The organism is Herbiconiux sp. J20-20 (assembly GCF_057365085.1).
Genome location: NZ_CP195122.1, coordinates 728196 through 741584 on the forward strand (window position 1 = coordinate 728196; position 13389 = coordinate 741584).

Below are 13389 nucleotides of genomic sequence, written 5' to 3' on the forward strand. Positions count from 1 at the left end.
GCCATGGCCTCCCCCACTGATCCACGCGTCGCCGTCTACATCGACTTCGACAACATCGTCATCTCTCGGTTCGACCAGCTCCACGGCAAGGGGGCCTGGCGCAGCGAGAACGCGCGCGACGCCCGCCCGAGCGACAAGGGCGAGCTCAGCGGAAAGCTTGCGGCCGCCACGGTCGACGTCGGCGCGATCCTCGACTACGCCTCGAGCTTCGGCACGGTGGCGCTGAGCCGCGCCTATGCCGACTGGTCCGTTCCCGCGAACGCGAGCTATCGCAGCCAGCTCGTCGACCGCGCGGTCGATCTGACACAGATGTTCCAGACCACCAAGGCCGGCAAGAACGGCGGAGACATCCGCCTCTCGGTCGATGTGCTCGAAGACCTGTTCCGCCTTCCCGATCTGACCCACGTGGTGATCGTGGCGGGCGACTCCGACTACATCGCCCTCGCGCAGCGCTGCAAGCGACTCGGTCGCTTCGTGATCGGAATCGGCGTCACCGGCGGCACCAGCCCGGCGCTCATCGCCGCGTGCGACGAGTACGAGATGTACGACGCGATCCCCGGCATCGAGAAGGCGCCGGCCGCCCCCAGCGCGCCGGCACGCCGACGCGGCGGGAAGTCGGCGAGCAAGTCGGAGCCGGCGGCGGAAGCCGAGAACCCCGAGGCGAAATCCGCTGAGCCCGACGCCGAGAAGTCGGCCGGCGACACCGAGGGCGAGAGCGAGTCGCGTGAGCTGAGCGCCACGGCGGCCGCACGCCTGCTCGACCGCGCGCTCGAGCTCGGCCACGCCAAGGACGTCGAGTGGCTGAACCCCTCGGCGGTCAAGTCGCAGATCAAGCGCATGAACCCGTCGTTCAACGAGAAGCTCCTGGGCTTCAAGACCTTCACCGATTTCGTGCTCGCGCACGAGGAGATCGCCGAGGTGAAGGTGGACGGCAGTCAGCGCAGCGTGCGCAAGCGCGAGACGCCGGCTGCCGAGCCGGAGCCGCCGGTGAAGGCCGCGCCGCGCTCGCGCCGCGCCCGCAAGCCCGCGGCGTCGCCGGACACCGACTAGGCGGCGGCGAGCGGCAGCTCGACGACGAACTCGGTGCCCGCGGGCGAGCTGTCGACCTGAACGCTCCCTCCGTGGCTCTCGACGATCGCGCGAACGATCGCGAGCCCGAGGCCGGTGCTGCCGCCCGGGGAGCTGCCCTGCCGAGCACGAGCGCGCGAGTCGTCACCGCGCACGAAGCGCTCGAACAGGGTGGGCAGGATCGCCTCCGGAATTCCGGGGCCGTCATCGGCGATGCGCACGCGCGCGAACTCGTCATCGGCATCGACCGACACGCGGACACGGGTGCCTTCCGGCGTGTGAATGCGCGCGTTGGCCAGGAGGTTGGTCATCACCTGGTGCAACCGCCCGGCATCACCCGGAATCGTCACCGGCTCCTCCGGCAGGTCGAGCTCCCACTGGTGCCCCGGCCCCGCCGCGTGCGCGTCGCTGACCGCGTCGACGAGCAGTCGCGAGAGATCGACCGGGTTGCTGTGCAGCACGGGCCCGGCGTCGAGGCGCGCCAGCAGCAGCATGTCCTCGACGAGCGAGGTCATGCGCTGCGACTCGGAGTCGATGCGCTCCAGCGACCGCGCGAAGTCGGGATCCAGATCCGGTGCCTTCGTTCGCACGAACTCGGAGTAGCCGCGAATCGAGGCGAGGGGGGTACGCAGCTCGTGAGAGGCGTCGGCGACGAAGCGGCGCAGCTTGTCTTCGCTCTCCTGGCGCGCCGTCAGCGCCGTCTCGACGCGGCCGAGCAGTCGGTTGAGCGCTGAGCCCACGCGCCCGACTTCGGTGCCGGGTGCCGTCGCCGACTCGGGAACACGCTCGGCGAGCTGCACCTCGCCTTCGTCGAGCGGCAACTCGGAGACCCGTGTCGCGGTGGCGACGACGCGGTCCAGGGGGCGCAGTGCGATCCGCACGACCACGGCGCCGAGGGCGGCGGCGGCACCGAGCGCGAGCGCGGTCACGAAGGCGATCGTGATCGCCAGTTGGGTGACCGTCTCATCGACGTCCTCAAGCGAGAGACCGACGATCACGGTGGTCGTCGAGTTCAACGGTTCGGCGATCACGCGGTATCGACCGAGGTCGCCGCCGAGATCCACGGTGTAGGGCTCGCCGTCGACCGGAATCGACAGCAGCTCGACGCTCTGCACGTCGGTGAGCGACTGGTCCTCGCCGGTCACGGTCAGGTACCCGGCCTGCACGAGCACGCCGTCGATGACGAGCACGCCGATGGCGCCCGCCGCCTCGCCGAGCACGAAGCCGCCGACGGGCGGCGGATCGTCGCGGTCTTCGACGCCGCCCGGCCGCCCGAGGGCGGTGCCCGATCGTCCGACCGAGGCCTCGAGTTGTCGATCGAGACGATCGATCAGGCTGTTCTGCAGGACGGCGGTGCTGACGCCTCCGATGGCGACTCCGAGCACCACGATCAGCGCCAGGATCCCGGCGACGAGTCGTCGCCTCAGCGACCAGGGTCGACGTGTCGTCACGAGGCCGGCTTCAGGACGTAGCCGACCGAGCGAACGGTGTGGATCATCGGCTCGCCGAGCACATCGATCTTCTTGCGGAGGTACGAGATGTAGAGCTCGACGACGCTCGACTTGCCGCCGAAGTCGTAGCTCCAGACCCGATCGAGGATCTGCTCGCGGCTGAGCACTCGGCGCGGATTGCGCATCAGGAAGCGCAGCAGCTCGAACTCGGTCGCCGTGAGGTCGATCGACACCTCGCCGCGGCGCACCTCATAGCTCTCCTCGTTGAGCACGAGGTCTCCGACGCGGATCTCGGGGCCGCTGTCGAGGGTCGCGCCGACCATGGTGCGCCGAACGAGGCCGCGCAGTCGGGCGACGACCTCTTCCAGGCTGAAGGGTTTCGTCACGTAGTCGTCGCCGCCGGCGGTGAGGCCCGCGATGCGGTCGTCGACACCGTCCTTCGCGGTGAGGAAGAGCACCGGCGCGTCGTTCCCCGCGGCGCGAAGACGCTGCAGCACCTGGAGCCCGTCGATTCCGGGCATCATCACGTCGAGAACGATCACGTCGGGGTTGAACTCGCGGGCGATCCGCAGTGCGGTGTGTCCATCTTCGACCGCGCGCGCCTCCCATCCCTCGGCGCGCAGCGCCATGCGCATCAGATCGCCGAGGCTGGCTTCGTCGTCGACGACCAGGGCGCGAACGGGCGAACCATCGGGGTGCCGCAAGGCGGGTGCTGCGAGTGTCATGATGACACCCAAGCGCAGCTTTCTATGAATCAACTGTGCCGAGTTCTGCCACCCCGGCCGACGACGCCGACTCGCGGCATGCCCGTTCGTCGCCGTCGCGAGATTGCCGCCGGTCATCGCCACCACCAGGGTGTGCGGTGAAAGAAGGCATAATTAGTCAATCGAATTGCCCAATTGGTGACGGGGGCTCACAGAATCTGTGAGACTTCTTTGAGATATTCGCCCACCAGCTGTCACGATCGAAGAAATCGGGACACTACATAGTGGAGGTGAAGACGTGGACCCCGACGTCGACCTGATCCGCCGCGCACTCGCGCGCGACGATCGGGCTTTCGGCGAACTTTTCGACCGGCATTCCATCGCTGTGTACCGATTCGCATACGCACAGACCCACGACGTGGTGAGCGCGCAGGAGCTCGTTCAGGAGACGTTCGTGACGGCGTGGAAGAAGCTGTCCGACATCCGGCTCATCGACGCCTCGATGCTGCCCTGGCTCCTCGTCACCTGCCGCTACCACGCCCAGAACCTGCGCCGGATCATGGCGAAGCACGACTGCCTCCCACTCGATGAGCACATCGCCAATCGCGGGGCGGAGTCACTCAACCGTGAGCACCTCGCCCACGTGGAAGAACTCGAGTGGGTCTTCGAGGCGATCAACCAGCTGAGCGCGACCGACCGCCGCGTCGTCGAGCTGTGCCTGTATGAGGGCCGCTCGTACCGCGAAGCCGCCAACGAGCTCGGCATCACCGTGAGCAACGTCACCAAGCGCGTGCAGCGCAGTCGCGAGCGCCTGCGGCGGCAGCGCGCGGTCGCGGAAGAGGAGGGCGTCTCGTGACCCACCTTCCGAACGACAACGAGATCCAGAGCCAGTTGGCCCCGGTGCGCGCCCGCGTGCTCGCCGCGGCGCGTGCCGAGTCGACCGTCGTCGGCCTGCCGCTCCCCGGTCGTCGGCGCCGACTGCTCGCCCTCGGCGTGGCCGCCGCGGCCGCGGTGGCCCTGACCGTGGGTGCCATCGGCGTCGCGAACGTCTACCACGACGCCACGACGACGGCCTGGTGCTACGAGGCGCCCGACCTCTCATCGCGCTCGATCGAAGTCATCGACTCCCGCGCCGCCGCACAGTTCATCGGCGTCGCCGACCGGCTCGCCTCGACGTCGCCGACGGAGCTGTGCGCCGAGTTCTGGGAGTCGGGCGAGCTCAGTCGCTCCGCACATGAACCGGCGACGCGCGGGACACCCGCTCTGGTCGCCTGCGCGCAATCGACACGACTGGCGTTGGTCTTTCCGAGCAGGAGAGGCCTGACGCCCGAAGAACTCTGCGGGACCCTGGGTCTCGCGGCATGGGATTCCGACTCAGGGGTGTGAGGAATCTAGCCGGAAATCGAGCCCAGTTCTCGGTCTTCGCAGAGCAAAGGCGGTGCCCGCCCCGTGGATCAGGGCCACGGCGGCGGGCACCGACCGAGATCTCCCGTCGCGGGGAGACAGTGGATCAGCGCGCGCAGCGGAAGCCGAGGTGCGTGGTGGACGAGTCCTCCGTCTGTGCCGAGCGCGCAGCCGGACGGTAGCGCAGGCAGTACTCGGGTGCGCAGAGATGCGATCCGCCCTTGGTGACACGCCGCGAGCGCGGATCGGGACGGTCGCTCACCGCGGCGGGCGCCGGGCCGCAGCCGCACGACGTCGCGGGCGCCGTGTGGGTGTCCTCCCACGCATCCGCTGTCCACTCCCAGGTGTTTCCGGTCATCTCGTAGAGACCGAAGGCATTCGGCGGGAACGAGCCCACCGGCGCCGTGCCAACCCAGCCGCGCGCGCCGGTGTTGAGGTAGGGGAAGCGCCCCTGCCAGGTGTTGGCGAACGGCTCCTCGCGCTGGTTCGCCTCCTCACCCCACGAGAAGGTGGCACCGTCGAGGCCCCCGCGCGCGGCGAACTCCCACTCGGCCTCCGTCGGCAGGCGCTTGCCCGCCCAGGCGGCGTAACTCGCGGCGTCCGGGTACGCGACCTGCACCACCGGATGCTCGAGCCGGTCGTCGATCGTGCTCTCGAGGCCCTGCGGATGCCGCCACGACGCCCCAGGAACCCAGCGCCACCACTGCCGCCAGTTGCGGAGGTCGACGGGGCCGTCGGTCGGCGTGAAGACGAGCGAGCCCGGTTCGAGGCTGGCCAGATCGGCGCCCGGAAAGTCGACCGGGTCGAGCGGTCGCTCGGCGACCGTCACATACCCGGTCTCGTCGACGAATTCGGCGAACTGCCGGTTCGTGACCGCGTACCGATCGATCTCGAAGGGCTTCACCGTGACCTCGACCACGGGCCCTTCCTCCGGGTAGAACGCCTCGGAGCCCATCCGAAACGTGCCGCCGTCGAGCCGAACCATGTCGTCGCTGCGAATCGTCATTGTCGTCCAGTCTAAGAGAACGCGAGCGCCACAGCGCCGCGAACGATCGTGGCGATCCCGCCGATGAACGCGAGTACGAGGATCGTCCAGCGCACTGATCCCTCGCGCACGTGAAGGGTCAGTGCGCTACCGAGCAGCATGCCGAGCACGCACGCGGCCAGAACGCTGATCCAGACCGCAGGGTGGAGCGCCGGAGTCTCCGCCGCGCCGGACAGCGACTTGGCCAGCAATGCACCGAGCGCGATGGTCAGGAAGAAGGCCTGCATGGTCGAACGAAAGGTCGCCGCATCCCAGCGGCTCGCGAGCGCGTAGACCGAGATGGCCGGACCCCCCACGCCCGCGGTCGTATTCATCACTCCGCTGACGAATCCGGCGACCAGGCCGAAGCGGCGGCGCGGGGGGAGCACCCAGCCTCCGCCCGCAATGAGCGCGACGACCGCAACGACCACGAGCGCGCCGATACCGAGGTCAAGCGCGGCCGTCGGCACAACGGCCACGATGACGGTCCCGCACACGATCCCCACAATCGCCGGAGGCGCGAGGAGCAGGTAGCGACGCCACTCCACCTCACGCAGGTGACGGCTCAAGATGAGCGCCGTCGTAAACGCACCGAGAATGTTTACGAGCAGCACGCCTTCGACCGGGCCGAGGAGCAGCACCAGAAACGGCGCCACGACCAGCGCGAAGCCGATCCCGGTGATGCTCTGCAGCACCGCCCCGGCAAACGCCGCAACCACGATCAGCACTGGGACCAGGAGTCCTGCACTTCCGACAAGCTCGGGCGTCACGACTCGACGGTCGGGGCGCCCACCGCCGACACCTGCGAGCGATGCGGCTCGTCGCCGAGATCGCGCTGCGCCCGCCGCATCCGCTCTTCCAGGTCCGCCCGCACGCTCGCATACGACGGATCGTGCGCGACGTTGCGGAGCTCCGCCGGATCCGACTCGAGGTCGAAGAGCTCCCACTCCCCCGCGTATGTGAACGACCCGGTGCCCGGCAACCCGAGCCCGTCGTTGTAGTAGTAGATCAACTTGTAGCGCGCGGTGCGGTAGCCATAGTGCGCGGGAGCCTTGTGAAAGACGTCATCGTGCTCCCAATAGCGGTAGTACATGCCCTCAGCAGGCGGCAACGCCGGAATCTCGGGCGTGATGTCGCCAGCAAAGCTGCGCCCCTGCATCCGATCGACTGCATCGACCCCGGCAAAGTCGAGAATGGTTTGCGCGAAGTCGACGTTGGTGATGATGCCGTCGTGCACCTGACCGGCATCAACCGCGCGCGGATACGAGAGCAGGAGCGGCATGCGCAGCGACTCTTCGTACATGAATCGCTTGTCGAACCAGCCGTGCTCACCCAGAAAGAAGCCTTGGTCCGAGGAGTACATGACGACGGTGTCGTCGAACTCGCCACGTGCACGCAGCCAGTCCGTGACACGCCCGACGTTGTCGTCGACGCTCGCGACGCAGCGCAGATAGTCCTCCATGTAGCGCTGGTATTTCCAGAGCGCCTCTTCCTCGTAGCTGAGGCCCATCGGGGGGTCGACCTTCAGATCTCCCGCGGTGAGGTGCTCGGCGATGCGCATGGCGGCTCGTCGCGCCGAGGTCGACCGCGTCGCCAAGTCGTCGTCGAAGGTCGCCGGGACCGGGATCGGGTCGGTGTAGAGCCCGGCGTGCTTGACGTCTGGCTCCCACGAGCGATGCGGGGCTTTGTGCCAGATGAGCACGCACCACGGCTTGTCGCCTGGCAGGGACTCCACCCAGTTGAGCGACATGTCGGTGATGAGATCGGTCGCGTACCCCTCGACGGTGCGGGTGCCCTCGGCCGACGTGAACTCCGGATTCCAGTACTCCCCCTGGCCGTCCGAGCCGGTGAGCACATCCCAGTAGTCGAAGTTCTCCGGGTCGTGACCTTCGCCATGCCCCATGTGCCACTTGCCGACCATCGCGGTGAGGTACCCGGCAGAGCGCAGTTGCGAGATGAAGGTCGGCTGGCTCGCGTCGATCGGGGTCACCAGGGTCGACACGCCGTTCACGTGGCTGTAGGTGCCGGTCAGGATGCTCGCCCGGCTCGGCGAGCACAGCGCGTTGGTCGCAAAGCAATTGTCGAATCGCACCCCGTTCTCGGCGAGCTCGTCGATGCGCGGCGTCGTGTTGACGACCGAACCGTACGCGCCGATGGCGTGCGCGGCGTGGTCGTCGGTGAGGATCACGACGATGTTCGGGCGGCGGGACATCCTCAGACTCCCGTGTGATAGGTCGCTTCGTCGAGACCGCTTTGCGTCGGGTCGTAGTCAACCTCCCCGACGTCGTACATCGTCGTCATCCAGTGATAGAACTTGTCCCCTCGAGCGCGAAGCTGACGGTAGAGCCGGGTCATCATCCGCGTCCGGATCTCGCGCATCTCGGGATGCTCGTAGATATTCAGCAGCTCGTCCGGGTCGATCACCAGATCGTAGAGCTCGTTGACCGAGTCCGGATTCACGACGAGCTTGAAACGCTCATCGCGCAGCATGCGTTGTGGATACGGGAAGTGGTGACCGTGGAACTCGCAGATGATATCCGAATCCCACTCTGGCACTTCGCCGGCGATCAGCGGCAACAGACTGCGTGAGTCGACGGCGGGTGCCGGGTCGAGACCCGCAAGATCGAGGATGGTCGCCGTGCAGTCGAGAAGACTGACGAACTCGGTGCGCACGACGCCCTCCGGTGACCCCGGGACACGGACGATGCCCGGTGTCCGGTAGATGTCCTCGTACATCGCCGGGCCTTTGTCGTGGAGGCGATGCGAGCCGGTGAACTCGCCGTGATCGCAGGTGAAGAACACGGCGGTCGAGTCGACCAGACCGAGGCGTTCGAGCGCATCCATGACTCGCCCGAGTTGCTTGTCGATGAGGGCTACGTACCCCCAGTAGACGGCGATGAGCTTGCGTGAGACCTCGATCGGCATCGTGTCGAACGTCCAATGGGCGCTGTAGTTGCGCTGGACCGGCGGCTTGCCCTCGAAAGTCTCCGAGATGGACTTGGGCAGCGTGACGAGTTCCGGATCGAACATGTCGAAGTACTCGTCGGGGAGGATGTACGGCAGGTGGGGCCCAAAGTAGTGCAGGCCAAGGAAGAACGGGCGGCCGCCCTCGCGGTACTCGTCGGCATAGCGCTCGAGCTGCTCGATCGCGCGCGTCGCCAGGTAGTACTCGAATGTTGCCTCTTCCGGCTGGTGCAGCCGAGCGGCGAGCAGGTTGCCCGGCCCGCCGTTCGGCAGCGTTCCGCGGATGCGATCGCTGATCGCATAGGGCGGCAGCCCGTTCTCTGCCAGGTAGCCGAGGTAGTCCTCATTCTCAACCGGATTGTGCCAGCCAGGCAGCTCAGGACCGTCGAAGCCGAAATCGGCCGCCGTCTTGTGCGTACCCACATGCCACTTCCCGACCAGACCGGTGTTGTAGCCCGCGTCCTGCAGAGCCTGGGAGAAGGTGAACTGTCCGTCGGCGAGGTCCTCGATGTACCCGACATTGCGCTCGTGGTTCGCCAGGAGCTTGTGTCGGAACGGCGCCTGCCCGGTGAGCAGACTGGCCCTCGCCGGCGTGCAGATCGCCGTCGGTGTGTACCACCGGTCGAAGCGGGTTCCGGTGCTCGCAAGTTGGTCGAGCACCGGCGTGGCCGCCGACGGGTTCCCGTACGCCCCGAGCGTGTCCGCCCGGTGCTGGTCGGTCATGAGAAAAAGGATGTTCCTCGGCTCAGTCACTCGGCGGCCTCGCGGAACAGGTCGCCAGTGTAGAAGTCGGCCGGGTCGGCCGGCGATTCGAGCTTGCCTGCGCCGACGAAGTAGTCGACCATGCCGCTCAACCAGGTGTCGATCGTGCCGTCTTCGGTGAGCTCGTCGAGCTCGGCGAGCGTCAAGATCTGCACGTTCGCAACATCTCCCTCGACCTGTGCCACGTCGAGCGCAAGGAAGTCGGCGGTGAGCTGCACAGCTTCGTCGATGTTCGTCGCACGGAAGTCGATCGCGTCGCGGAGCGCAGCCAACACACGCTGCACCTTCTCCGGCTCGTTGGCGACGACGTCGTTGCCAGCCACGAAAGCGGTCGGGAACGCGACCTGCTCGACGAAGTCGCTGTTGTCGGCGATCTCGACCAGATCTGGCACCTGCTCCTTGACCGTCGCGAGCGCCGGGTACCAGAAGCCCGCTCCGTCGACCTGCTTCGACGAGAGGGCGGCAACGATTGCCGCCGGCTCCATCGGGACAAGTTCGATGTCGTCCTTGGTCATCCCGGCGTTCGCCAGTGCGAGCGTCAAGATCATGTCACCCGACGTGCCTTCTGGCACGGCGACGGTCTTGCCACGAAGGTCTTCCATCGACTCGATTCCGGGCTGGGCGACCACGCGGTCAGCCTGCCCGAGCGTGTTGATGGCGACGACCTTGGCTTGACCGGATGCGGGAAGCCACATAGCGCCCGGGCCGATGTATCCGAAGTCGAGGTCTCCCGTGCCGAGCGCCTGGATCTGCAGCGGCCCGTTCGTGAAGGAAAGGGTACTGACGTTGAGTCCGTGCTCTTCCCAAATGCCCTGATCTTCCGCGATCGCGAGCAGACTCGTCCCGTTGAAGTCGGGGATGTAGCCGAAGTTGACGTCGATGATCTCGACGTCGTCGTTGCCAGCGGGAGCTTCGGCCGCGCAGCCGGTGGCCACGAGCGCCACCGCGACGCCGACGGCGACGGTGCCGAGCATCTTCTTGGTGAATGTCATTGCATGGTCCCTTTCAGGGGTCAGGCCGTCCGGACGGACGACGCGTTTCCGGCGCTAGCGCCGGGTTCTTGGTGGTACACCGAGTGCCACACGCGGTTGCGCAGCTCCCCGAACTCCGGGCTGAGCCGCACCTCCTCCGTGCGCGGGTAGGGAAGGTCGACGTCGATCACGTCGAAGATGCGCCCGGGCCGCGCCGCCATGACGACGACCCGATTGGCGAGGAAGACTGCCTCGTCGACGTCATGGGTGATGAACATGACGGTGCGCTTCTCTTGACTCCAGGTATCGAGGAGCTGCTCCTGCAACTTGACGCGCGTGAGGGCGTCGAGGGCGCCGAATGGCTCGTCCATGAGCAGGATCGATGGATTGACCGCATACGCGCGCGCAATCGCGCAGCGCTGCTTCATGCCGCCCGAGAGCATCTTCGGAAGCGCATCCGCGAACTGCTCGAGGCCGACCATCCGGATGAAGTAGTCGGCCCGATCCCGTCGCTCGGCCGCCGAGACCCGAGCGACGGTCAAGCCGAACTCGACATTCTGGCGCACCGTCAACCATGGAAACAGCGCGTACTGCTGGAAGATCACGCCGCGCTCCGGACCAGGTCCGCTGACAGGCTTCCCGTCGACGAGCGCGAGACCACCACTCGGCGTCTCCAGCCCGGCAAGGATGTTCATCAGGGTGCTCTTGCCACAACCGGAAGGTCCCACAACGGTGACGAACTCGTTGTCGGCGATGTCGAGCGAGACATGGTCGAGCGCGACAAACTCTTCGTTCTTGAGCGGAAAGACCTTCGAGACCTCTTGAACCGAGATCTTGGCGGCGGTGGTCGGGGTGGTCATCGGCGCTCCTGCCATCCGGTCAGCTTCGTCTCGGCGAGAAGAAGCAGTCGATCCATGACCAGGCCGAAGATCCCGATCAGCACGATTCCGACGAAGATCGTCGCGAGGTCGTAGTAAAGTTGCGCGTTTTGCATCCGGTAGCCGAGACCGGCCTGCGCAGCGAGCAGTTCGGCGGCGACCAGGGTTGCCCACGACGAGCCGAGCCCGACCCGCATGCCGACGAGGATGTACGGAGTCGACGCAGGGACCACCACGCGCGCAAAGATCGTGCCGTCTTTGGCGCCCAGGACGCGCGCGGCATTGATCATCGTCTTGTCGACGGTCACGACACCCTGGTAGGTCGATATCACGCACGCGAGGAACGCGGCGAGAAAGATCACGAAGATCTTCGGGACCTCACCGATGCCGAGAAGTACGAGGACGAGGGGAAGGAGAGCGAGGGGCGGAATCGTGCGGAAGAACTGGATCCAGGGCTCGAACAGCCCGCGACCCACCGTGTACCACCCCATCAGGAAGCCGACCGGAATCGCGGCCGCCGAACCGAGCAAGAACCCAGCCAATACCCGACCGAGGCTCGCCAGGATGTCCTCCTGAAGCGTTCCGTTGCTCCACAGGGCGACCGCTTTGGCGACGACTTCGTCCGGAGTGGGGAACTGGAATCCGTTGAGCGCGAGGAACCACCAGATGCCGATTCCGCCGACGATCGAGATCGCGTTGAGCGTGAGCAACAGGGCACGAGTGTTGGGTCCGCGGCCGCGCGTCTTCGCCGCGGCCGTCGCCATCATGCGGGTGTCGGTCGTCGTCATGCGTGTTCACCACCGATCGAGCATGTGCAGGGTCGAGTCACGAGAAGCTCCTTCGCTGGTCGGTCGTACGGTCTGCCGCCGCGGGTTCTGGATAACCGGCAAGCAACGGCGATTGGTGGAACAGGGCGGCGATGGCGCCGAGGGCGCCGTCCTCGTTGCCGAGATCGGCCGCTCGCACGACCGGTGCAGCGTCCGGGGCGGGCAGCAGTTCATAGCGCAGAACGCCGCGGGCGTAGTGGAGGATCGGGGGCGCGACATGCACGATCTCGCCACCGATCACGATCTGCGCAGGATTGAGGACCATCGCAGCCGCCGCCAGCGTCCGTCCGAGAACCGTTGCAGCGTCACGGAGAACGTCGTCGACAACGGGGTGTGCGCGATCGACCTCGCGCGCGAGGTCTTCGAGGGTCTCGAGGTGAGCGCCGCGGCGGCGACACTCGGCGAGAATCTCCGGCACCGAGGCGATGGTCTCAAGGCAACCGGTCTTGCCGCAACGACACTCCCGGCCGTCCGGGACCGCCCGGACGTGACCGAGCTCGCCGGCAAGTCCGACGGAACCGGTCACCAGCCGACCGCCCACGACCAAGCCGCCTCCGACGCCATCAGAGAGCCGCACGTAGAGCACGTCCTCCGACGCGCCGCTCGGCCCGGTGATCGCTTCAGCGAGGGCTGCGAATCGCGTGTTGTTGTCGACGATGACGGCCGCGCCGAACCGTTCGCGGAAGATCGCATCGATGGTCGTTCCAGACTCGATGCGTCCCCAGCTCTCCCTCGTCGTGAATCCGCTTGTCGTTACCGGGCCAGGCACTCCGATCCCGATCGCCTGAAGCGCTCCGAAGTGCACGCCGGTCTCGACGGAGAGCTGATCGATGAGCTCGAAGGCGACATCGAGTCGCGACGGCCAGGCGTCGGTGTCGTGATACCGCCCGGTGCCACTCGCGATGATCTCGTGGGCAGCGTCGGCGATTGCAATCGTGACGCGACGGTGGCCGAAGTCGACTCCCATGAACTGTCCCGAGCGCGGGTCGAGCGCGAGGCGGGCCGCGGGACGTCCGCTGCCTTCGCGCGCGGAGGCATCCGTGTCGACGACGACGATCGCGCCGCGCGCGAGAAGCGAACTCGTGATCTCGGACAACGTCGTGCGAGAAAGCCCGACGTGCTCGGCGATCTCGGCACGACTCAGCGCGCCGTGGGCGCGAAGAGCACGGAGAACGCGGTCTTCATGCGTCCGTCGGACGAGAGCATGCACTCCGTTGGGCGTGGGCATGAGGCAACGCTACGGAGCGGGCAATTTTTCCGTCAACAGTCCGACAAAAAAATTCCGACATTCGTGCGGATGGTGCACACAAACCTCCCTCGGCGGAGCACAAGTGGG

General features: G+C 66.8%; 13 protein-coding genes. 3 read left to right on the plus strand and 10 right to left on the minus strand.

Annotation, left to right across the window (positions count from 1 at the left end; all coding sequences use genetic code 11):
- The first annotated feature begins 3 nt into the window (after positions 1-3).
- Positions 4-1050: an NYN domain-containing protein gene (locus ACR3ZA_RS03575; protein WP_473660227.1), complete on the plus strand. Its 1047-nt coding sequence runs from the start codon at positions 4-6 to the stop codon at positions 1048-1050.
- On the opposite strand, the gene ACR3ZA_RS03580 is transcribed toward ACR3ZA_RS03575, so the two are convergent.
- Together ACR3ZA_RS03580 and ACR3ZA_RS03585 are read right to left on the minus strand one after the other, a co-directional pair.
- Positions 1047-2519: an ATP-binding protein gene (locus ACR3ZA_RS03580; protein ID WP_473660229.1), complete on the minus strand. Its 1473-nt coding sequence runs from the start codon at positions 2517-2519 to the stop codon at positions 1047-1049. The genes ACR3ZA_RS03575 and ACR3ZA_RS03580 overlap by 4 nt on opposite strands.
- Positions 2516-3244 (minus strand): response regulator, encoded by a 729-nt coding sequence (locus ACR3ZA_RS03585; protein ID WP_473660231.1) that lies wholly within the window; start codon positions 3242-3244, stop codon positions 2516-2518. The genes ACR3ZA_RS03580 and ACR3ZA_RS03585 overlap by 4 nt, the downstream gene beginning before the upstream one ends.
- A gap of 277 nt (positions 3245-3521) precedes the next feature.
- On the opposite strand from ACR3ZA_RS03585, the gene ACR3ZA_RS03590 reads away from it, so the two are divergent.
- Both ACR3ZA_RS03590 and ACR3ZA_RS03595 read left to right on the plus strand, forming a co-directional pair.
- Complete coding sequence (locus ACR3ZA_RS03590) at positions 3522-4079, plus strand: RNA polymerase sigma factor (RefSeq protein ID WP_486179542.1); 558 nt, start codon at positions 3522-3524, stop codon at positions 4077-4079.
- Entirely contained in the window at positions 4076-4609 is a 534-nt protein-coding gene (locus ACR3ZA_RS03595) for a hypothetical protein (protein WP_473660234.1), read from the plus strand. The genes ACR3ZA_RS03590 and ACR3ZA_RS03595 overlap by 4 nt, the downstream gene beginning before the upstream one ends.
- A gap of 124 nt (positions 4610-4733) precedes the next feature.
- Here ACR3ZA_RS03595 and ACR3ZA_RS03600 read toward each other — a convergent pair whose 3' ends face one another.
- The 8 genes from ACR3ZA_RS03600 to ACR3ZA_RS03635 are packed head-to-tail and all read right to left on the minus strand — an operon-like array spanning position 4734 to position 13281.
- On the minus strand, positions 4734-5633 hold the full coding sequence (locus ACR3ZA_RS03600; protein ID WP_473660236.1) for an SUMF1/EgtB/PvdO family nonheme iron enzyme: 900 nt from the start codon (positions 5631-5633) through the stop codon (positions 4734-4736).
- Between the two features lie 11 nt (positions 5634-5644).
- Positions 5645-6421: a TSUP family transporter gene (locus tag ACR3ZA_RS03605; RefSeq protein WP_473660238.1), complete on the minus strand. Its 777-nt coding sequence runs from the start codon at positions 6419-6421 to the stop codon at positions 5645-5647.
- Entirely contained in the window at positions 6418-7863 is a 1446-nt protein-coding gene (locus ACR3ZA_RS03610; RefSeq protein ID WP_473660240.1) for a sulfatase-like hydrolase/transferase, read from the minus strand. Before ACR3ZA_RS03610 ends, ACR3ZA_RS03605 begins: the two co-directional genes overlap by 4 nt.
- A 2-nt stretch (positions 7864-7865) precedes the next feature.
- Positions 7866-9338 (minus strand): sulfatase-like hydrolase/transferase, encoded by a 1473-nt coding sequence (locus ACR3ZA_RS03615; RefSeq protein ID WP_473660242.1) that lies wholly within the window; start codon positions 9336-9338, stop codon positions 7866-7868.
- A 26-nt stretch (positions 9339-9364) separates the two neighbouring features.
- On the minus strand, positions 9365-10369 hold the full coding sequence (locus tag ACR3ZA_RS03620; RefSeq protein WP_473660244.1) for an aliphatic sulfonate ABC transporter substrate-binding protein: 1005 nt from the start codon (positions 10367-10369) through the stop codon (positions 9365-9367).
- Positions 10370-10389: 20 nt separating this feature from the next.
- Complete coding sequence (locus ACR3ZA_RS03625; protein ID WP_473660246.1) at positions 10390-11208, minus strand: ATP-binding cassette domain-containing protein; 819 nt, start codon at positions 11206-11208, stop codon at positions 10390-10392.
- Complete coding sequence (locus ACR3ZA_RS03630) at positions 11205-12014, minus strand: ABC transporter permease subunit (protein WP_473660248.1); 810 nt, start codon at positions 12012-12014, stop codon at positions 11205-11207. The genes ACR3ZA_RS03625 and ACR3ZA_RS03630 overlap by 4 nt, the downstream gene beginning before the upstream one ends.
- Positions 12015-12051: 37 nt before the next feature.
- Positions 12052-13281: an ROK family protein gene (locus ACR3ZA_RS03635; RefSeq protein ID WP_473660250.1), complete on the minus strand. Its 1230-nt coding sequence runs from the start codon at positions 13279-13281 to the stop codon at positions 12052-12054.
- Positions 13282-13389 lie beyond the last annotated feature (108 nt).

Bases quoted from the DNA above. Each gene is read 5' to 3' on its own strand.
- ACR3ZA_RS03575 (WP_473660227.1), top strand. From the start codon at position 4: ATGGCCTCCCCCACTGATCCACGCGTCGCCGTCTACATCGACTTCGAC.
- ACR3ZA_RS03585 (WP_473660231.1), bottom strand. From the start codon at position 3,244: ATGACACTCGCAGCACCCGCCTTGCGGCACCCCGATGGTTCGCCCGTT.
- ACR3ZA_RS03600 (WP_473660236.1), bottom strand. From the start codon at position 5,633: ATGACGATTCGCAGCGACGACATGGTTCGGCTCGACGGCGGCACGTTT.
- ACR3ZA_RS03610 (WP_473660240.1), bottom strand. From the start codon at position 7,863: ATGTCCCGCCGCCCGAACATCGTCGTGATCCTCACCGACGACCACGCC.
- ACR3ZA_RS03615 (WP_473660242.1), bottom strand. From the start codon at position 9,338: ATGACCGACCAGCACCGGGCGGACACGCTCGGGGCGTACGGGAACCCG.
- ACR3ZA_RS03620 (WP_473660244.1), bottom strand. From the start codon at position 10,369: ATGACATTCACCAAGAAGATGCTCGGCACCGTCGCCGTCGGCGTCGCG.
- ACR3ZA_RS03625 (WP_473660246.1), bottom strand. From the start codon at position 11,208: ATGACCACCCCGACCACCGCCGCCAAGATCTCGGTTCAAGAGGTCTCG.
- ACR3ZA_RS03630 (WP_473660248.1), bottom strand. From the start codon at position 12,014: ATGACGACGACCGACACCCGCATGATGGCGACGGCCGCGGCGAAGACG.
- ACR3ZA_RS03635 (WP_473660250.1), bottom strand. From the start codon at position 13,281: ATGCCCACGCCCAACGGAGTGCATGCTCTCGTCCGACGGACGCATGAA.